We start from the raw sequence: 18,750 nt of genomic DNA, 5'->3' as shown, positions 1-18,750 counted from the left end.
GCACCACCGAAAAGGCCGGCTCGGCGCCAACGGCGTCGAGCCGGCCCTTTCTGCTACCCGGGGACGGCCACCACGTGCCTGACATACGAGGTCGGGCCTCGGCCGGTCAACTGCCGGGGCCTGTCTCGTCAGCCGCGCCGTGGCTCCGGTACCACCGCGATCTCTCCCGGCGCCAGTGTCACCGAGCCCGGCGCCGGCTTGCCGTGAGGAGTTCCACCGCGTCGGCTCTTGAGCTCGCGGCACCCTGCGGGTGGGCTACGGCTTCGCCCTGACCAGCCCGGCGTCGTACGCCATGATCACGGCCTGGATGCGGTCGCGTGCCCCGATCTTGGCGAGGACCCGTCCGACGTGCTTCTTCACCGTGGACTCGGTGAGTACGAGCCGTTCGGCGATCTCCGTGTTCGTCCAGCCCTGGCCGATGGCGACCAGTACCTCTCGTTCGCGGTCGCTGAGCGTCTGCAGCCGGGGATCCACGGCCGCGGGAGCCTCGGTCGGTGCGAGCACCTGGTGGGCGTAGGCGTCCAGCAGACGCCGGGTCAGGCTCGGTGCCACGACGGCGTCGCCGGTCGCCACCGCCTGGATGCCCGCCACGAGCTCCTCGGGGCGGGCGTCCTTGAGCAGGAAGCCACTGGCACCGGCCCGCAGACCCTCGTATGCGTACTCGTCCAGATCGAAGGTGGTCACGATGAGCACGCGGGTACGGCCGCCGGAGGCCACGATCCGGCGCGTCGCCTCGAGGCCGTCCATGCCGGGCATGCGGATGTCCATGAGGACGACATCGGGCCGCAGTTCGGCAGCCAGGCGGACGGCCTCGGCCCCGTGCGCGGCCTCGCCGACCGGGGTCAGGCCGGGGGTGCCCTCCAGGAGCATGCGGAAGCCGAGGCGCTGCAACGGCTGGTCGTCGGCGATCAGCACGGTGGTCATGGCAGACGTTCTCCCGAAGCCGACTGTTCTCCTGATGCCGACTGTTCTCCTGAAGCCGGTAGGGCGGGCGCGGACGGCACGTCGAGCACGACGTCCACGATCCACCCGTGCCCGGTGTCGCGAGGGCCGATGGTGACGGCACCGCCGTACATGGCGGCCCGCTGACGGATGCCGACCAGGCCGTGCCCGGGGTCGCCGGTCCCCGGCCCCGGCTTCGCTCGCACGGGCGCCCCTGGCGGTGGTCCGGTGTCGGCGACCCGTATCCGCACTGCGCCGGCGTCGGCGGCCACCGTGACCTCGGCGGCGGAGCCCGTACCCGCGTGCCTGAGCGTGTTGGTCAGTGCTTCCTGGACGATGCGATAGACGGTGAGCTGTACGCCGCTGCCCAGTGAGTCGAGATCGCCCACTGTGCGGTAGGTCACCGTCAGCCCCGCTGCGCGCACCCGCGCCAGCAGGGGGTCCAGATCACGGACCCCCGGCTGCGGGCTGAGCGACCGTACGTCCTCCTGCTCCTCGCGCAGGACGCCCAGTACGCGGCGCAGTTCGCCCATGGCCTGGCGGCCGGTGTCGCCGAGGATGCGCAGGGCCTCGGCGGATTGCTCGTTCCTGTTGGCGGCGAGGGTCGCGGCGCCGTCGGCGACGCTGACCATGACCGAGAGATTGTGGCCGACGATGTCGTGCATCTCGCGCGCGACCCGGGAGCGCTCGGCGGCAGCGGTGAGTTGGACGCGTTGGCCGTGCTCGATCTCCAAGCGCCTGGCACGGTCCTCCAGCGCCGCCAGATACATGCGGCGGATACGGAGCGTCAGGCCGATGGCGATGGCCGCCGTCGCCGTCCCCAGCAGGAAGAAGAGGCCGAGCAGCGGATGTTCGAGAGGCACCAGGAAGCAGACTGCCAAAGTCAGTTCGGCGACAGTCAGCGCGGCGGCCCAGCCCAGCGCCCGCAACGAACCGTGCAGGGCCAGGCTGTACAAGGCGATGAGCGTGCTGATGCCGGCCTGCTGCCAGACGCCCAACGACCACTGGGCGAGGGACACCAGCGAGATCACGAAGAACGTGACGGCCGGGGCCCTGCGACGCCACCACAGCGGCATGATGAGTGCCGCGGCGAAGGCGACCAGTACACCGGACGGCAGTTCAGCGCGGGAGCCCGTTTCCCCGAAGGGACCGTGATCGCTGCTGGAGAGCAGGTCGGGCAGGCTGAGGAGGGCGACGATCAGCACCACCGCGGTGTCGAGCAGCCACGGATGCCGTCGGTCCAGCTGCCGCCGGTGGCTCTGGCCGCGCAGCAGACGGCCCAGGAGCGGGTGCGCCCAGGCTGCGTCGAGCCCAGGGGACGGCGGGAGCGCCGTCCCCTGGGCGGTGTCTGCGGCGGCTGCCGCGCGTTGCGGACTCATGGGCCCCATTCTCACCGGCTCGCCGGTCAGGCGTCGGTCCGGACCAGGCGGTATACAGCCCCGGCGAGTGCCAGCGCCACCCAGCCGGCGAAGACTGCGAGCCCCGCCCCAGGCGAGAGGGCGTCCGAGGACTGGTGCAGGGCGTAGACAGCCGAACCCGCGTTGCTGGGGAAGTAGGGGTTGATCGTGTCGTACCACGAGTCGGGCAGCAGCGAGGCCAGGCCGGGGAGGATGAGCAGGATGCCGACCAGGGCCGCGATGGCCCCGGCGGATGAGCGGACCAGCACTCCCAGGGCCACGCCGAACACACCCACCAGGCCCAGGTAGAGGCCGGCGCCGACCAGGCTGCGCAGCACTCCGTCGTCGCCCAGGGAGACGGCGATCTTCTCACCGTCCAGGCCCAGAGTGCCCAGCTGGAACGCGGCCAGTGCGCCGATCGTGGTGAGGACGAATGCGGTCGCGCCGAACACGGCGCTCTTCGACCACAGGACCGGCAGCCGTCGCGGAACCGCGGCGAGCGTGGACCGGATCATGCCGGTGCTGTACTCGCCCGCGGACATCAGCACCCCGAGCACGCCCACGGCCAGCGACGCGAAGGTCACGCCGGTCAGGGCCAGGCTGACCGCGTCGCCGGCGCCGCCGGAACCCGGGCCGGGCGGCCCGTCGCTCGTGGGGGCGCCGGGACTGTAGGTGGCGGAGGCGATCGCGCCGAAGGCGATCAGCAGGACCAGGGCGACGCCCAGGGTGATCCAGCTGGAGCGCAGCGACCAGAATTTGGCCCACTCCGAACGCAGCACCCGGCGGGCGGTCACCTTGTGAACCGTCGTGTGAGCAGGCGCCGGGGAAAGGGTGGTGGCAGTCATCAGGCGGCCTTTCGGACGGTGTCGGCGGGAGCACTGTGGTACTCGACGGCGTCGTGGGTGAGTTCCATGAAGGCCTGCTCCAAGGAGACGGACTGCGGGGTGAGTTCGTACAGCGGCACCCCGTGCTGAGCGGCGATCGTCCCGATCTCACGGGCGTCAGGTCCGTGGACCAGCAGTTCCTCGGCGGAGGAGGAGCTGATCGTGACATCCGGACCGGACAGCAGCGAACGCAGCTTCATGGCCTCGGGGGTGGCGACCTTCACGCCACCGCCGCCGGCCTCCCGGACGAAGTCGTCCACCGTGGTGTCCGCGAGCAGCCGACCGCGCCCGATGATCACCAGATGGTCGGCGATCAACGCGGTCTCGCCCATCAAGTGCGAGGAGAGCATCACGGCCCGGCCCTCGTCGGCCAGCCTGGAGAGCAGATTGCGCACCCACAGCACGCCCTCCGGGTCGAGGCCGTTGACCGGTTCGTCGAGCATGACGACCGCCGGGTCGCCGAGGAGGGCCGCGGCGATCCCGAGCCGCTGGCCCATGCCGAGTGAGAAGGCGCCCACACGCTTGCCGGCAACGCTGCCCAGCCCGGCCAGCTGTATGACCTCGTCCACCCGGCGGCGCGAAATGCCGTGAGTGTGCGCGAGCGCCATCAGGTGGTTGAACGCGGTACGCCCCGGGTGGACGGACTTGGCCTCCAACAGGGTGCCGATCTCCTGCAACGGTGCGGCGTGCTTGGCGTAGGAGCGCCCGTTGACGGTGACCGAGCCCCCAGTGGGGGAGTCCAGGCCGATGATCATGCGCATGGTCGTGGACTTGCCCGCGCCGTTGGGGCCCAGGAAGCCGGTCACCTCACCTGGCTTGACGGTGAAGCTCAATTGGTCGACCACCGTCTTGTCGCCGTACCGCTTCGTCAGCTCACGTGCTTCGATCATGGGTCTGGGCCCTTCTCGCCTCGAACTCGGCCGCGGACGGGCCGCGGCGTCTGCGTTCGAAGCTACGAGAGCGGCAGGTCGCAACCCTGGGACCGCAGGGGACACTTCGGCGTCCGAGTGGTACCGCGGTACCACTCGGAGGGCCTTCGCCGATACGTCTCAGGGATGACTCAGCGGACTCTCGGCGAATTCCCGTCGCCGATGGCGGCGAGTTCGCCGTCCTGGTGTGCAGCTCGGCCAGTAGCCAGCAGCGCTCTTGAGACGCCTGGACAGGAAGCGACGGCTGTCAGGGACGCTGAGGTGGCGTGGATCTAGGCGCCTGGAGAGTTGGGAATTGATCTGAGTGGCTGACTGTGATGCTGGCCTGAAAGCGGGGGTTGCGGGCCCTGTCCTGGCGTGATGACACACGCGGCCACGAGTTCATGTCTCGAAACGGCAGGCGCCGCGCCGATCGTGGATGTCTGATGGCCATGACGCCGCCGATGAGTTTACCCGGCTCCCGTCGTCTGACTAGAGGCAGAGTTCACCGGCTACCTCTCTTGGAGGAACATCATGAGGAAGATCACTGCTGGCCTGTTCATCTCGCTTGATGGGGTCGTGGAGGCGCCCGACCAGTGGCACTTCCCGTACTTCAACGACGAGATGGGCGCTGCCGTCGGCGCGACCCTCGGCACCGCCGACACCGTCCTGTTCGGTCGCAAGACCTATGACAGCTTCGCCGGGGCGTGGCCGGAGCGGGAGGCAGCCGGCGGCGAGGATGCCGACTTCGCCAAGACGCTCGGCGACGTACGCAAGATCGTCGTGTCGAAGCAGAAGCTCGAGTTCACCTGGCGGAACTCCGAGCAGCTCGAGGGTGACCTCGTGGATGCCGTCACCGCCTTGAAGAAGGAGCCGGGCGGGAACATCGGGCTGAGCGGCTCGGTCTCGGTCGTCCGCCAGCTGCTGGCCGCTGGCTTGCTGGACGAGTTGCAGCTGTTGGTGCACCCGATCGCTGTTCGCAAGGGCATGCGGTTGTTCGACGAGGGGGAGACCTCGATCCCGCTGAGGCTGATCTCATCGGAGACGTTCCAAACGGGAGTGCTGAACCTGGTCTATGCCCCAGCCGAGTCGACCGGCAACGCCACCTACGACAACGCCAAGGCCCACCTGTCCCAAGCCCAGCAGTAGCAGCGTCTGCGCCCGACTCACCGCCTGGCGCGCCGTGCCTTCTCGCGTACGTTGGGGCCGAGGCTTTCGTTGAAGGGGCCGTGCGGGCAGAGGCCGGTGTCGACGGCCCAGATGTAGCAGGTGTGGCAGGCGTTGAAGCGGCGGCTGCGGGAGCGGGGGGCTCCGCCCCGGTGGGTGAGTCAGGCGAGGGCGTGGGTGTGGTTGGCACGCCAGGGCTCGATCTGTTGCTGGTGGAGTCAGGTGAGCCAGTCGGTGATGTCCTGGCTGTAGTGGGCGGGTGTGGTGCCCTGCATGGCGCGGGCTGTGCCGTCGCGCAGGGGGCGGCGTCCTTAGCGGCGGTCGAGCCGGCGCTGCAGTTCTTCGCCACCGGGGACCGTGGTCATCACGCCCGGCATGGGAGACGTCCCGGCCACGGGCCCCTACGCCTCGGGGTAGAGCCATCGCCGCAGCACCCTGCTGAGCCAGGGCATGACCGCGTACGTGAGGAGAGGCGCGAGGAAGATCGGGAAGACGGCCGTGCGCCAGGGCAGTGGCCAGCTGCGGAAGTGTTCGGCGACCAGCCCGTCGTACAGCAGGGCGAAAGGGTAGACCGCGAGGATCGTCATCAGCGACATCTTCCAGCGGGCCGGAGGCCTGGCGGGGGTGCCGGGGACGTTGAACCAGGTCTCCAGGCCGGTGGTGGTCAGCTTCGGCGGCGCCGACCGGCCGAAGGGCTCGACGCGGCGCTGCCAGGAAGCCCTCTGGGGCGAGGTCATCCAGCGGTCCAGCGTGGCGGTGTCCGCGAACCGGACGATCGCGTAGTAACGGCTGCCCTTTCCTTCAGGCCGCAACCAGGTCACTCCCTTATGACCGGTGAAGGCGGCCGCCTCCGTCTCGATCCCGTGGGCCCACCGCTCGAACTCGGCTTCTTTACCGGGCTTCACCTCCCAGGTGAAGACCACGGTCACCGCCTCACGGGATCCCAGCGAACTGTCGGTCATGGCGGAATCCTACGGTTGCAGCACATATCTGCCCGTATGACGATGAAAAGGTCTCTTCCTGGAGGTGGCCCATGTCTGTGCACGGTCCGGCCCTCACCCAACGGGGGCAAACCCTTGAGGAGCGAGGTCCCGGCCCGGTCGGGGTCAGGCTGTCGGTCAACGGTGTCCAGCACTCCGTGGAGATTGAGCCACGCGTCAGCCTGCTCGACGCGCTGCGCGAACACCTGCACCTGACCGGCGCGAAGAAGGGCTGCGACCAGGGCACGTGCGGCGCCTGCACGGTGTGGGTGGACGGCAATCGCGTGCTGTCCTGCCTCACGCTCGCCATGACCTGCGAGGGACGTGAGGTGACCACCGTCGAGGGACTGGCGGAGGGCGATGAACTGCACGCCATGCAACAGGCATTCATCGCCGAGGACGCCTTCCAGTGCGGCTACTGCACTCCGGGCCAGATCATGTCGGCCGTGGCGCTGCTCAAGGAGGGCCACGCGGGCGACGACGCCGAGATCAAGGAGTGGATGAGCGGCAACATCTGCCGCTGCGCCGCCTACCCCCACATACGGGCCGCGATCCGCGCCGTCCGCGACGGAGCCTAGGGAGTCTCGCCGTGCGGCCGATCACCTACTCGCGAGCCACCGACACCGAGACGGCGATCGCCGCCGTCAGCGCCGATCCCACCAGCGACTTCCTGGCCGGCGGCACCACCGAGATCGATCTCCTCCGCCAGAACGTCCTCCATCCACGGCGGCTCGTCGACATCAACGACCTTCCCCTGACGCGCATCGAAGCCACCCCGGAGGGGGGCCTGCGCATCGGCTCCCTGGCCCGGATGAGCGAGGTCGCCGCCGCGCCCACGGTGCGCGAGCGCTTCCCCGTGATCTGCCAGGCCCTGGAGCTCGGCGCCTCCGCGCAGCTGCGGCACATGGCGTCCATGGGCGGAAACCTCCTGCAACGGGTGCGGTGCTCCTACTACCGGGACGCGGAGTCGCCCTGCAACAAACGCGAGCCCGGCACCGGTTGCTCGGCCATCGAGGGGTTCAACCGCGGTCACGCGATCCTGGGCACCAGCGAGCACTGCATCGCCACCCACCCCTCGGACGTGGCAGTGGCGCTGATGTCCCTCGACGCACGAGTGCACACGCTGGGCCCCGGCGGCGAACGCACCTACGCAATTGACGACTTCTTCCTCCTGCCCGGCGACTCCCCGCACCGCGAGCATCCGATGCAGCACGGCGAGCTGATCACCGCCATCGAGGTGCCCGCGACACCCGTGGCGCGCCACTCGCTCTACCTGAAGGTCCGGGACCGCGAGAGTTACGAGTTCGCGCTCGCCTCGGTGGCCGCCGCGGTGTCCGTCGTGGACGGCACCGTCGCGGACGTGCGGGTGGCCCTCGGAGGCGTGGCCACCAAGCCGTGGCGGGCCCGACGGGTCGAGGACTTCCTGATCGGGGCTGCCGCGGTGCGGGACAACTTCGCGCTGGCGGCCCGCGCCGAACTGGCCGAAGCCCGGCCCACCTCCATGAACGCCTTCAAGGTGGAACTCGCGCAGCGCGCGATCGTACGCGCCCTCGAAACCCTCACCGCCGACGGAAGCGGGAGCCCGGTATGACGACCGCACCGGCAATCGGACGGCCCCTCGACCGCGTCGACGGTCGCCCCAAGGTCACCGGCAGTGCCCGCTACTCCGCCGAGATCCCGATCCCCGACGTGGCCTACGCCTGTGTGGTCGGCTCCCGCATCGCCGGAGGGCGCGTCACCGACATCGAAGCGAGCACCGCCCAGGCGGAGGAGGGCGTGCTCGCCGTCCTGACCCACCAGAATCTGCCGAGGATCGCGGAGCAGCCGCCGCTGATTCCCTCCCTGGCAGGCACCGCTGCCCCCGGGCAGACGTTTTTCCCGATGCAGGACGACGTCGTCCACTACGCGGGTCAGCACATCGCGATCGTCGTCGCCGACACCTGGGAGCGGGCCCAGCACGCGGCGAGCCTGCTGCGCGTGTCCTACGAGGAAACGCCCCCGGTCGTCGCCCTGGAGCAGGGCCGCGACCAGGCATACATACCCGAGCGCATCTTCGGCGGCTGGCTGCCGGGCCGCATCGAGCGCGGAGACATCGAAGCGGGCCTCGCGGAGGCGGATGTGCGGGTGGAGGCCACGTTCACGTACGCGGCGAACAACCACAACCCGCTCGAGCCGTCAGGCACCACGGCCGAGTGGGACGGCGACGAGCTGGTGCTGCACGACGCCACCCAGGGCGTCAACGCCACTCAGATCACCGTCGCCCGGCTGCTCGGCATACCCCTGTCCAAGATCAGGGTCATCGGACACTATGTCGGCGGCAGTTTCGGCTCCAAGGCCATGATCCACAATCACCCGGCGCTGGCCGCGATGGCCGCCCGGCACGTCGGCAGGCCGGTCAAGCTCGTGCTGACCCGCGAGCAGATGTTCACCTCGGTCGGGCACCGCGAGGAGCAGGAGCAGCACATCGCCCTCGGCGCGACAAGCGACGGCCGGCTGACCGGGATCCGGCATCACAAGCTCTCCCCGACCTCGCACTTCGACGACTGGGCTGAGCCCTCGATCGGCGTGTCGTCGGAGATCTACGCGTGCCCGAACTTCGACGGCGTCTACCGGATCTTCCGGGCCAACACGATGACCCCCACGTTCATGCGGGCACCCGGAGAAGCGAGCGGCATGCTGGCGCTCGAGGTCGCGATGGACGAACTGGCCCATGAACTCGGCCTGGACCCGATCGAGCTCCGGCTGCGCAACTACGCGGAGGCGAGCCCTTCCTCGGGCTCGCCATGGTCGAGCAGCGGCCTGAGAGAGTGCTATCAGCGCGGTGCCGCGCGCTTCGGCTGGGAAGGCCGCGATCCACGGCCCGGGGTGCGGCGCGAGGGGAACTGGCTGATCGGCACGGGCACGGCCGCCGCGGGCTATCCGGTGGCGCCGCCAGCCAACCCGCAGCGCGCCCGCGCCCGCCTCTACGCCGACGGCACCGCCGTCGTCCAGGCCGCCACCCCCGACTTCGGCACCGGTGTCGCCACGGTCATGACGCAGGTCGCCGCCGACGCGCTCGGCATGCCGGTGGACCGTTGCCGGTTCGAGAACGGCGACACCGACCTGCCCAACATCGCGGCCGCCGTGGGCTCCGCCGGCGCCGGCATGATCAGTGCCGCCGTGCACAGCGCCGCGACCGCCCTGCGCAACCAGCTCATCGCCCGCGCCGTCGCGGACACCCGTTCCCCGCTGCACGGCGCGAACCCGGTCGACGTGGTCGTACGGGACGGGGCGATGACGGCCGGAACCGCCTCCGACCCCTACGCCGACCTGCTGCAGCGCAACTTCCAGCCGGACGCCGAGGCATCCGGTTCGTGGAGTCCGCCGACCGGAGACCCCGGATACGCGATGATGACCTTCGGCGCCCAGTTCGCCGAGGTGGCCGTGGACGCGGACCTCGGACTCGTCCGGGTGCGGCGCATGACCGGTGCCTTCGCTCCCGGCCGCGTGCTCAACCCCAAGTTGGCCCGCAGCCAGCTCATGGGCGGCATGCTCTGGGGCCTGGGCCAGGCCCTGCTGGAGGCCAACCACATGCACCCGCGCACCGGCCGCTGGGCCAACGCGAGCCTCGGGGAGTACCTGGTCGCCGTCAACGCGGACGCACCCGACGTCGACGTCGAACTGGTCGAGGTCGAGGACGACGTCGTGAACCCGCTCGGCGTCAAAGGCGTGGGCGAGATCGGGCAGGTCGGAGCCGCGGCCGCGATCGCGAACGCCGTCCACCACGCGACCGGGCGGCGCATCCGGAAGATACCGATCACGATCGAGGACCTGCTCTGACGGCGGACCACCGGTCTCGGCCGTCGCCGGCCCCGCTCAGGCGGTCGCCAGGGCTCAGGCCGGCGCGGGCACCCGGCCCCTTTGCGCGACGATCATGGCCATGTCGTCCTCGATCCGACCGCCGGCGTATTCCTCCAGGTCGGCGGTGATGGCTTCGACCAGCGGTCCGGGCGCCTGATCCGCCCAGATCGCGACACGTTCGGCGAGCGGATAGAAGTCGCCCCTCGTGTCGCGGGCCTCGGTGACCCCGTCGGTGTAGAGGATCAGGCGGTCGCCCTCATGGAAGGGGAAGGTCGCGGGGACGTACGTGCTGTCGGACGTCCCGCCGAAGGCCAGGCCGAGCGGCGGCGCGGGCTCGGGCACCTGGAGAGTCGTCACGGTGGCGCCTGCCCGGCCGAGCACCAGGGGCGGCGGATGCCCGCAGCTGACCACGTGCACCACCGGCTCGTCGTCGGGGATGTCCACCATCACGGCGGTCACGAAGCGCTCGGCGAGGTCCGCCTCGGACGCCGAGAACTCCGCAAGGCCCCAGCGGACCGCGTCCTCCACGTAGGCGACCAGTTCCGGCAACGGGATCTCGCGGTGGGCGGCGGCGCGGAAGGCGCCCAGCACGATCGCCGTGTCGCTGATCGAGGCGAGGCCCTTGCCGCGGACGTCGCCGATGATCAGCCGGGTGGAGTGGGAGGTGCGGGCCGAGGCGTACAGGTCGCCGCCGACGTAGGCGTCGGCCTCGGCGCTGTGATATTCCGAGGCGAGCCAGACCGGCCCGGCCCGCTCCGGGAGGGGCCGCAGTACGACGCGCTGTGCCGTGTCGGAGACCGAGCGCGCCCGGACCAGTTCCCGGTCCTGCCGGTCCCGCAGGTGTGTGAACACCACCAGAAGCGCGGAGACCGCGGCGAGGGCCCACAGTTCGACCAGAACGCTCTCGGTCATCAGGGCGTGCCGCTCCACCCCGGCTGCGACCAGCGCGAGCAGCGCTACGGAGCCGACCAGCGTCGTGGCGCGCGGGCCGGCGCCGATGGCGGTGACCGCCGTGGCTACGGCGAGGAGGTGGGCGAGGTGGATGTCCGGAGGCAGGAAGGCGTCGGCCACCGGGACGGCCACGCTCAGCAGCAGGGGGCCGAGCAGCCACAGTGGATGCGGCGCCGCTCGTCGAGTGGCCCGCAAGAACCCGGCCATGAACGTCGTGATGGTGGCAGTGCTCACTTCGGTGCTCCGGTGCGCGTCACTGTGTGGGGGGTGATGGCGTGGTGCCGTCCTGGGTGAGGCGGGTCAGCCATTCTGCCAGTAGTCCTTGTTCAGCGGGGGTGAACGACTGCGGGGGAGCGGAGCGCAGCAGGGCACCGAGGGTGGTGGCGGCCTGTGGCACCGTCATCGGCGTGGACGGTGTGCCGGCGCCGGGCTCCGGAGTGAGGATGCCTGCGAGCACGATGTCCCTCACCTGGGCCGACAGATCGGTGCCGGCGTGGACGTCGGGCCGAGTGAGCAGGGCGAGCGCGACACCGCTGTTCGCGGAGATCACGATCTGCGCCGCCTTGCCGGGCTCGATCGCAAGACGCCCGGCCTGGGCGACCCGCTCGAGCGTGGTGCGCAGGAGCGTGTGCATCTCGCCGATGGCCGCCGGTACGCAGGCCAGCCCGGGGGCGGCGATCAGGCGATACAGATGGGGATGCTCCACAGCGAACTGCGTGTGCTGGTCCCAGCCGCGCCGCAGGTCGGCGACGGGGTCGTCGGTCGGCTCGGCGGCCCGCTTGGCGGCGATGTACTGAGCCAAGCCGTGATCGACCACCGCGGCCAGGAGGCGGTCCTTGTCGCCGAAGAGCCGGTAGATGACCGGTTGCTGCACACCGGCCTTCTCGGCGACACTCCGGGTCGCCACGTCCCCGTTGGGGGAGGCCTCCAGCAGTTCGGTCGCCGCCTCGAGAATCCGCGATCGCTTGTCCATGTTATCGACGATAGCGAGGAGGGCGGCGGTCAGGCGAGGCCGCCGTTGTTGAAGATCACCTGGCCGTTCACCCAGCGGGCGGGGCCGGCGAGGAAGGCGACGGTTTCGGCGATGTCCTCGGGGCGGCCGATGCGCTCCAGCGGTGTGACCTTGGCGAAGTTGGCAACGGTGGTCTCGTCCTTGCCCTTGAGGAACAGCGGCGTGGCGGTGGGGCCGGGTGCGACCGCATTGACGGTGATGTCCCGACCGCGCAGTTCGCGTGCGAGGACCAGGGTGATGCTCTCGACGGCGGCCTTGCTGGCGACGTAGGCGCCGTAGGTGGGCAACTGGGTCCGGGTGACGGAGGTGGAGAAGTTGATGAGCGCGCCGCCTTTTCGGAGGCGGCGGGCGGCCTGCTGGGAGACGACGAAGGTGCCGCGGATGTTGGTGCGGTGCATACGGTCCAGGTCGTCCAGATCCAGCTCGGCGATGGGCGAGAGGATCATGATTCCGGCGGTGTTGACGACCACGTCGAGCCCGCCGAAGGCGGCCTCCACCGCGTCGAAGGCGGCCCGCATCTCGTTCTCGTCGGCCACGTCGCCGCCGACGGCGATGGCCTTGCCGCCGCGGCCGGTGATGTCCGCGACGAGGGCGTCGGCCTTGTCCTTGCTGCCGGCGTAGTGGACCGCCACCGCGAAGCCGTCGGCCACCAGCCGGTCCACGACGACCCGGCCGATGCCGCCCGTCCCTCCGGTGATCAAGGCGACGCGCTCCGTAGTGGCGGCTGCGGTGGTGGTGTTCTCGCGCATGAGGGGGCTCCTTCGGGTGCAGGCGGAGGGCAGGGGGCGGGCCGGGGGCAGATGCCTAGCGGGTGACCGCCACGGATCGATGATCCCGCGCTCGCGTAATCGACGATAACAAGAGTTGCGATCGATGACAACGATCGATTGTTATCGGCGAATCGGCCTGCGCTTACTCGGCCGCGTCCCCACGCTGCGCACCGCGTTCCTGCCGCCCGAAGTCGTGCCGACGTCACACGGGAAAACGGGTCATGATCGCCTCTGCTTCTCCAGGAAGCGTGTCATCCGGTCCTTCTTGTCCTGGCTCTCGAAGAGCACGGCCTGCGCGAGGTCGTCGGCGACCGGGTGGGCGCCGGGGGAGTCCACCACGAGCTTGGTGAGCCGCAGGGCCGTCGCCGAGGAGCGTGCCATCCGGTCGAGCAGCGCGTGCGCCTCGTCGAGGAGTTTGTCGGCCGGTACGACGTCGATGACCAGCCCGCACGCCAGGGCAGCGGCCGCGTCGAGGTTCCGCCCGGCGAGCAGCACCTGCTTGGCGACCGACTCGCCGACCAGTTCCGGCAGCCGCCAGCAGGCCCCGGCGGCGGCGAGGATGCCGAGCCCCGGCTCCGGGTTGCCGAAGACGGTGTCCGGTCCGGCGATCCGTACATCGCAGGCGTACGACAGCTCCGCGCCGCCGCCCAGGGCCCAGCCGTCGACGGCGGCGACGGTCGGCATCGGCAGCCTGCGCACCCGCTCGAACAGACGGCTGTTGATGCCCTGCAGAGCTTCGTCCCGGCCGCGCCGCAGCAGTTCGGCGATGTCGGCGCCGCCCGCGAAGACCCCGCCGTGTCCGGTGAGCAGCAGCAGCTTCGGATCGCGCTCCAACACGTCGCAGACGGCGTGCAGTTCGCGGATCATCAGCCCGCTGATGGCGTTGCGGGCATCGGGCCGGTGAAGGGTGACGACGACCCGGTCCTCGCGCTCCTCGACCAGCAGCGTCTCGTACGACGTAGGCAAAGTGGCCGCGCCGCTCATACCTGCTCCACCAGCATTGCGACGCCTTGCCCGACCCCTACGCACAGCGTGGCCAGGCCCCGTCGTCCGCCCTCGCGCTCCAGCCGCCCGAGGAGGGTGAGCAGGATGCGGGCACCGGAGCAGCCGAGCGGATGCCCCAGTGCGATGGCGCCGCCGTCGGCGTTGACCTTCTCCTCGTCCAGCTTCAACCGCCGGATCACGGCCAGCGCCTGGGCGGCGAACGCCTCGTTCAGCTCGACCGCGTCAAGGTCGCCTGCCTGCCATCCGGCTCGGGCGAGGGCCTTCTCGGTGGCGGGGACCGGGCCGAGGCCCATCAGGTTGGGCTGCACGCCGGCAGAGGCGGAGGTGACGATCCGGGCCCGCGGGGTGAGCCCGTACCGCTCGACGGCCGCCGCGCTCGCCACCACCAGGGCGGCGGCCCCGTCGGACAGCGGCGAGGCGGATCCGGCGGTGACGATGCCGTCCTTGCGGAAGATGGTGCGCAGGCCACCCAGCTTCTCCAGCGTGGTGGAGGGGCGCGGCCCCTCGTCGCGGGTCACCTCGCCGTCCTCCCCCGCCACTGGCACTGGCACTGGCACGATCTCGCGGTCGAAGCGGCCCGCCTCCTGGGCGGCGACGGCCCGCTGGTGGCTGCGTAGCGCGAAGGCGTCGGACTCGGCGCGGGTGATGCCGTCGAGCGTGGCGACCTCCTCGGCCGTCTCGCCCATCGACAGGGTCACCTTCACCGTCTCGGGTCCCGCACCGGCGGGCACAGCCCGGTCGGCGGTGGTGAAACGCGGGTTGGTGAAGCGCCAGCCCAGCGAAGTGTCCTGCACCTCACCCGGCTTGGCCCATGGCGTGCCCGGCTTCTCGACGACCCACGGGGCGCGGGTCATGGACTCCACGCCGCCCGCGACCACCAGGTCCGCCTCGCCGGAGCGGATCGCCTGGGCTGCCGAGGCGACCGCGGTCAGGCCCGAGGCGCACAGTCGGTTGACGGTGTAGCCGGGCACGCTGTGCGGAAGCCCCGCCAGCAGTACGGCCATGCGTGCCACGTCCCGGTTGTCCTCGCCCGCCTGGTTGGCGGCGCCGAGGATCACCTCGTCCACGGCCTCGCCCGGAATCCCGGCGCGCCGGACGGCTTCACGGACCACCAGGGCCGCCAGGTCGTCGGGGCGTACGGAGGCCAGGGCACCGCCGTAGCGGCCCTGCGGGGTGCGGGCTCCGTCGATCAGAAAGACCGGGCGCGCGGGGCTGTTCCGGGGCATGCGTTCCACCTCTTGACAGGTGTTGGTGTTGCTGGGTTACTTGGCGTGCCGCACGCTAACCGAATGTTCGGTCGGTACACAAGGTGGGTGGAAACCGTGACGCAGGCCGCGAAAACGGCTCCCGGTTCGGCTGAGGCTCCGGCTCCCGCGCAGAGCCCGTCGGAGGCGATGTTCGCCGCCGACGAGGCGTCCCGCAGCCTCGGCATCGAGCTGCTGGAGCACGGCGACGGGACCGCCGTCCTCCGGATGACCGTGACAGCGGCGATGGCCAACGGCCACAAGATTGCTCACGGCGGCTATCTGTTCCTGCTCGCCGACACCGCCTTCGCCTGCGCCTGCAACAGCCACGGCCCTGTCACCGTCGCGGCAGGCGCCGGCATCGACTTCGTCGCCCCCGCGTACGAGGGTGACGTCCTCGTCGCGACCGCGCGGGAGCGCACCCGCTTCGGCCGCAGCGGCATCTGTGACGTGACCGTCCTGCGTGGTGACCAGGTGATCGCGGAGTTCCGCGGCCGAAGCCGCAGCATCCCCAGCACGAAGACGAAGGAGCCGCAATGAGCAGCGCACCGACGTCCCAGGCGGGCCCGGGACCCCGCCTGGGAGAGCCCCTCCCCAGCGGGCTGCTGGACGACAGCGAGCGCCTTACACGCGAACAGCTGCGGGAGCTTCAACTCGACCGCCTGCGGGCCACGTTGCGGCACGCCTATGACAACGTGGAGTTGTACCGGAAGAAGTTCGACGAGGCCGGGGCGAAGCCCGACGACTGCCGGTCTTTGGAGGACCTCGCCCGGTTCCCCTTCACCACCAAGGCCGATCTGCGGGACACCTACCCCTTCGGCATGTTCGCCGTCCCCATGTCCCACGTGCGCCGCGTCCACGCCTCCAGCGGCACCACCGGGCGGCCCACGGTCGTCGGCTACACGGACAACGACCTCTCCATGTGGGCGGACGTGGTCGCCCGCTCGATCCGAGCCGCCGGCGGCCGTCCAGGGCACAAGGTGCACATCAGTTACGGCTACGGCCTGTTCACCGGAGGGCTGGGCGCGCACTACGGCGCCGAGCGGGCCGGGTGCACCGTGATCCCCGCCTCGGGCGGCATGACGGCACGCCAGGTGCAGATCATCCAGGACTTCCAGCCCGAGATCATCATGGTCACCCCGTCCTACATGCTGACCCTCCTCGACGAGTTCGAGAAGCAGGGGATCGACCCGCGCGCCAGTTCCCTGAAGGTGGGCATCTTCGGTGCCGAGCCGTGGACGGAGGAGATGCGCCGCGAGATCGAGGAGCGCATGGACATCCACGCCGTCGACATCTACGGCCTGTCCGAAGTGATCGGCCCCGGCGTGGCGCAGGAGTGCGTGGAGACCAAGGACGGGCTGCACGTGTGGGAGGACCACTTCTACCCCGAGGTCGTCGACCCGATCACGGACGAGGTCATGCCCGAGGGCGACAGCGCCGAACTGGTCTTCACCTCCCTCACCAAGGAGGCGCTGCCGATCATCCGCTACCGCACCCGCGACCTCACCCGGCTGCTGCCCGGCACCGCCCGGCCCGCCTTTCGCCGGATCGAGAAGATCACCGGCCGCTGCGACGACATGATCATCCTGCGCGGGGTGAACGTCTTCCCCACCCAGATCGAGGAGATCGTGCTGCGTACACCCGGCGTCGCCCCGCACTTCCAGGTCGAGCTGACCCGGCGCGGCCGCATGGACCACATGACCGTCCGCGTCGAGGCACGCCCCGGCGCCGGACCCGAGCAGCGCGAGGCGGCCGCCCGGGCGATCGCCCAGGGCGTCAAGGATGGCGTTGGCGTCACCGTCGAGGTGGCGGTCGTCGATCCGGAGACCCTGGAGCGCTCGGTCGGCAAGCTCCGCCGGGTCAGGGATCTGCGCGGGCAGTGAACCGCCGGACGTGCCGCCTTGCCACAATGGCCTGGTGACCCGAACGCCTGTGCAGCGCGCCTCCGGCCGCCGTGACCGCCCCGGCTACGACCGTGACTCCTTGCTGGAGATCGCGGTCATGGTCTTCAACGAGCGTGGCTACGACGGCACCGGTATGGAGGAGCTGGCCAGGCGGCTGGGCCTGAGCAAGTCGAGCATCTACCACCACGTCTCGGGCAAGGAGGAACTCCTCGACCTCGCCGTCAGCCGCGCCCTGGACGCCCTCTTCGCCGTCCTGGACGAGGATGGCGATTCGCAGGCCACGGCGACCGCCCGACTGGAGCGCATCGTGCGCCGCAGCGTCGAGGTCCTCGTGGCCGAACTGCCGTACGTGACCCTGCTGCTGCGGGTCCACGGCAACAGCGAGGCCGAGCGGCGGGCGCTGGAGCGGCGCCGCGAGTTCGACCATCGCGTCGCCGAGCTGGTGGCCCGTGCGGCGGCCGAAGGAGGCGTACGCAACGACATCGCCCCCCATCTCGCGAGCCGCCTGCTCTTCGGCACCGTCAACTCCCTGGTCGAGTGGTACCGGCCGGAGGGCGGGCTGCCGGCGGCGGTGCTGGCGGACTCCGTGGCGGCCGTGCTCTTCGACGGCCTGCGCGCGAGGTCCGTACGGTGACTCGGACACCGGTTCGCAGCTGATCCGGGAGCGGCACCCGGCGCCTTCGTGGACACCTGGGCGACGAGCCGGTCGGAGGGGTTCGAGTGCGGCCTTGGCGGATCTACTCGGGGCAGTACTGGGGAGCCTGGTCCAGGTTGTCCTTGGTGATCAGCGTGAGTGGGATCCTGGTGATCTTGTCGACCTTGGTCTTGTCGTCGAGCCGGGCGACGGTGTTCGTCACTGCTGTCTCGCAGATCACCTTCGGGGAGTTGGCGACGGTGGCGGAGAACCGCCCATCTTTGACGGCTGCCAGCCCCTTGTCCGTGCCGTTCTCGGTGACGATCTTGACGTCTTTCGCGCCGGCCGCGTCGAAGGTTTTTCGGACGGCGAAGGCCATCTCCTCGTTGGCGACGAAGGCGTAGTCCAGGTCGGGGTGGGCCTGGATCATGTTCTCGGCGACGTCCTGGGCCTTGGCGGGGTTGAACATGCCGGGCTGGTTCGCCACCACCTTCGCGTTGTCGGGCAGGGCCTCGGTGAAGCCGGAGACCATCAGGTCGGAGGCAGCTCCGGGAGAGCCGGCGATGACACCTACATGCACCTGCTTGCCCCCGGCGTCCTCGGCGATCCAGCCGGCGTCCAGCGCGCCGAGCTTCTTCAGGTCGACGACGGCGGCGCCGAGGATGCCGGAGACGTCGCTGGTGGCGACCGAGGTCAGGTAGATGGGCACGTCGGCGGCCTTGGCCTTGGCGATGCCGCCTTCGAGTGCGTCGACGTTGACGGTCTGCACGACCAGCGCGTCGACGCCACGGCTGATCATGTCTTCGACGTTGGACAGCTCCCTGCCGGCGTCCATCTGCGAGTTGGCGGTGTGGAGCGTGACCCCTTGAGCTTTCGCCTCCTGCTCGACGGCCTTCTGCAGGCAGGTGGCGAACTCGCTGGTGTCGCCGTTGACGAAGCCGAGGGTGAGGGAGCCGCCGCTGCCGCTGCCGGAGTCGTTGCCGCAGCCGCTCAGTACGGCGGTGGTGCCGACGGCCACGGCTATGGCCAGCCTTCTGAGTGTGCGGGCGGGGAAGGTCATGGTGGGTGCCTTTCGCTGGAAGGTATGGCCGCGGCCGGGGCGGCGACGTCGG

General features: G+C 70.4%; 18 protein-coding genes. 7 read left to right on the top strand and 11 right to left on the bottom strand.

Translation table 11 applies throughout. The annotated features are described in order from the left end of the window. Nucleotides 1-255 precede the first annotated feature (255 nt). Genes ABT009_RS07965 through ABT009_RS07950 form a run of 4 tightly spaced genes read right to left on the bottom strand, consistent with a single transcriptional unit; the run spans nt 256 to nt 4,113 of the window. Nucleotides 256-924 carry a response regulator gene (locus tag ABT009_RS07965; protein WP_351290785.1) on the bottom strand — a complete coding sequence of 223 codons (669 nt, stop codon included), beginning with the start codon at nt 922-924 and terminating at the stop codon, nt 256-258. Next, entirely contained in the window at nt 921-2,321 is a 1,401-nt protein-coding gene (locus ABT009_RS07960) for a sensor histidine kinase (RefSeq protein WP_351290783.1), read from the bottom strand. The genes ABT009_RS07965 and ABT009_RS07960 overlap by 4 nt, the downstream gene beginning before the upstream one ends. Nucleotides 2,322-2,347: 26 nt before the next feature. Further along, nucleotides 2,348-3,184 (bottom strand): ABC-2 transporter permease family protein, encoded by an 837-nt coding sequence (locus ABT009_RS07955; protein ID WP_351290781.1) that lies wholly within the window; start codon nt 3,182-3,184, stop codon nt 2,348-2,350. Then, nucleotides 3,184-4,113, bottom strand: coding sequence for an ABC transporter ATP-binding protein (locus ABT009_RS07950; protein ID WP_351290780.1), 930 nt, complete (start codon nt 4,111-4,113; stop codon nt 3,184-3,186). Before ABT009_RS07950 ends, ABT009_RS07955 begins: the two co-directional genes overlap by 1 nt. 552 nt (nt 4,114-4,665) lie before the next feature. Between ABT009_RS07950 and ABT009_RS07945 the strand changes: the two genes are divergently transcribed. Continuing rightward, on the top strand, nt 4,666-5,280 hold the full coding sequence (locus tag ABT009_RS07945) for a dihydrofolate reductase family protein (RefSeq protein WP_351290779.1): 615 nt from the start codon (nt 4,666-4,668) through the stop codon (nt 5,278-5,280). 419 nt (nt 5,281-5,699) lie between these two features. Here ABT009_RS07945 and ABT009_RS07940 read toward each other — a convergent pair whose 3' ends face one another. After that, complete coding sequence (locus ABT009_RS07940; RefSeq protein WP_351290778.1) at nt 5,700-6,260, bottom strand: antibiotic biosynthesis monooxygenase; 561 nt, start codon at nt 6,258-6,260, stop codon at nt 5,700-5,702. A gap of 71 nt (nt 6,261-6,331) precedes the next feature. Between ABT009_RS07940 and ABT009_RS07935 the strand changes: the two genes are divergently transcribed. From ABT009_RS07935 to ABT009_RS07925, 3 genes are read left to right on the top strand one after another with little or no spacing between them, the layout of a single operon-like run. Continuing rightward, entirely contained in the window at nt 6,332-6,856 is a 525-nt protein-coding gene (locus tag ABT009_RS07935) for a (2Fe-2S)-binding protein (protein ID WP_351290776.1), read from the top strand. 11 nt (nt 6,857-6,867) lie between these two features. After that, the gene (locus ABT009_RS07930) at nt 6,868-7,869 is read left to right on the top strand and encodes an FAD binding domain-containing protein (RefSeq protein ID WP_351290774.1); all 1,002 of its coding nucleotides are present in this window, start codon (nt 6,868-6,870) and stop codon (nt 7,867-7,869) included. After that, nucleotides 7,866-10,097 carry a xanthine dehydrogenase family protein molybdopterin-binding subunit gene (locus ABT009_RS07925; RefSeq protein ID WP_351290772.1) on the top strand — a complete coding sequence of 744 codons (2,232 nt, stop codon included), beginning with the start codon at nt 7,866-7,868 and terminating at the stop codon, nt 10,095-10,097. The genes ABT009_RS07930 and ABT009_RS07925 overlap by 4 nt, the downstream gene beginning before the upstream one ends. Nucleotides 10,098-10,151: 54 nt before the next feature. Here ABT009_RS07925 and ABT009_RS07920 read toward each other — a convergent pair whose 3' ends face one another. The 5 genes from ABT009_RS07920 to ABT009_RS07900 form a co-directional block, all read right to left on the bottom strand. Beyond that, nucleotides 10,152-11,303, bottom strand: coding sequence for a PP2C family protein-serine/threonine phosphatase (locus ABT009_RS07920; protein WP_351290770.1), 1,152 nt, complete (start codon nt 11,301-11,303; stop codon nt 10,152-10,154). Nucleotides 11,304-11,322: 19 nt separating this feature from the next. Continuing rightward, nucleotides 11,323-12,042, bottom strand: a complete 720-nt coding sequence (locus ABT009_RS07915; protein WP_351290768.1) for a TetR/AcrR family transcriptional regulator — start codon at nt 12,040-12,042, stop codon at nt 11,323-11,325. Nucleotides 12,043-12,071: 29 nt separating this feature from the next. Beyond that, a complete protein-coding gene (locus ABT009_RS07910) occupies nt 12,072-12,830 on the bottom strand; it encodes an SDR family oxidoreductase (RefSeq protein WP_351290766.1) in 759 nt (252 codons plus the stop codon). A 240-nt stretch (nt 12,831-13,070) separates the two neighbouring features. Then, complete coding sequence (locus ABT009_RS07905; protein ID WP_351290764.1) at nt 13,071-13,835, bottom strand: enoyl-CoA hydratase/isomerase family protein; 765 nt, start codon at nt 13,833-13,835, stop codon at nt 13,071-13,073. After that, nucleotides 13,832-15,082 (bottom strand): thiolase family protein, encoded by a 1,251-nt coding sequence (locus tag ABT009_RS07900; protein WP_351290762.1) that lies wholly within the window; start codon nt 15,080-15,082, stop codon nt 13,832-13,834. The genes ABT009_RS07905 and ABT009_RS07900 overlap by 4 nt, the downstream gene beginning before the upstream one ends. A gap of 96 nt (nt 15,083-15,178) precedes the next feature. Between ABT009_RS07900 and paaI the strand changes: the two genes are divergently transcribed. The 3 genes from paaI to ABT009_RS07885 are packed head-to-tail and all read left to right on the top strand — an operon-like array spanning nt 15,179 to nt 17,638. Continuing rightward, nucleotides 15,179-15,640, top strand: a complete 462-nt coding sequence (paaI, locus tag ABT009_RS07895; protein ID WP_502989841.1) for a hydroxyphenylacetyl-CoA thioesterase PaaI — start codon at nt 15,179-15,181, stop codon at nt 15,638-15,640. Further along, nucleotides 15,637-16,983, top strand: coding sequence for a phenylacetate--CoA ligase PaaK (gene paaK / locus ABT009_RS07890; protein WP_351290760.1), 1,347 nt, complete (start codon nt 15,637-15,639; stop codon nt 16,981-16,983). The genes paaI and paaK overlap by 4 nt, the downstream gene beginning before the upstream one ends. Nucleotides 16,984-17,017: 34 nt before the next feature. After that, entirely contained in the window at nt 17,018-17,638 is a 621-nt protein-coding gene (locus ABT009_RS07885; protein ID WP_351290758.1) for a TetR/AcrR family transcriptional regulator, read from the top strand. Between the two features lie 103 nt (nt 17,639-17,741). Here the strand turns inward: ABT009_RS07885 and ABT009_RS07880 are convergent, their stop codons facing one another. Beyond that, the gene (locus tag ABT009_RS07880) at nt 17,742-18,698 is read right to left on the bottom strand and encodes a sugar ABC transporter substrate-binding protein (RefSeq protein WP_351290756.1); all 957 of its coding nucleotides are present in this window, start codon (nt 18,696-18,698) and stop codon (nt 17,742-17,744) included. Between the last annotated feature and the right edge of the window lie 52 nt (nt 18,699-18,750).

The organism is Streptomyces sp. NPDC002896 (genome assembly GCF_040295225.1).
Lineage (GTDB): Bacteria > Actinomycetota > Actinomycetes > Streptomycetales > Streptomycetaceae > Streptomyces.
The sequence above is the reverse complement of the archived record's forward strand: the minus strand, read 5'-3'. Positions and strand labels throughout refer to the sequence as shown.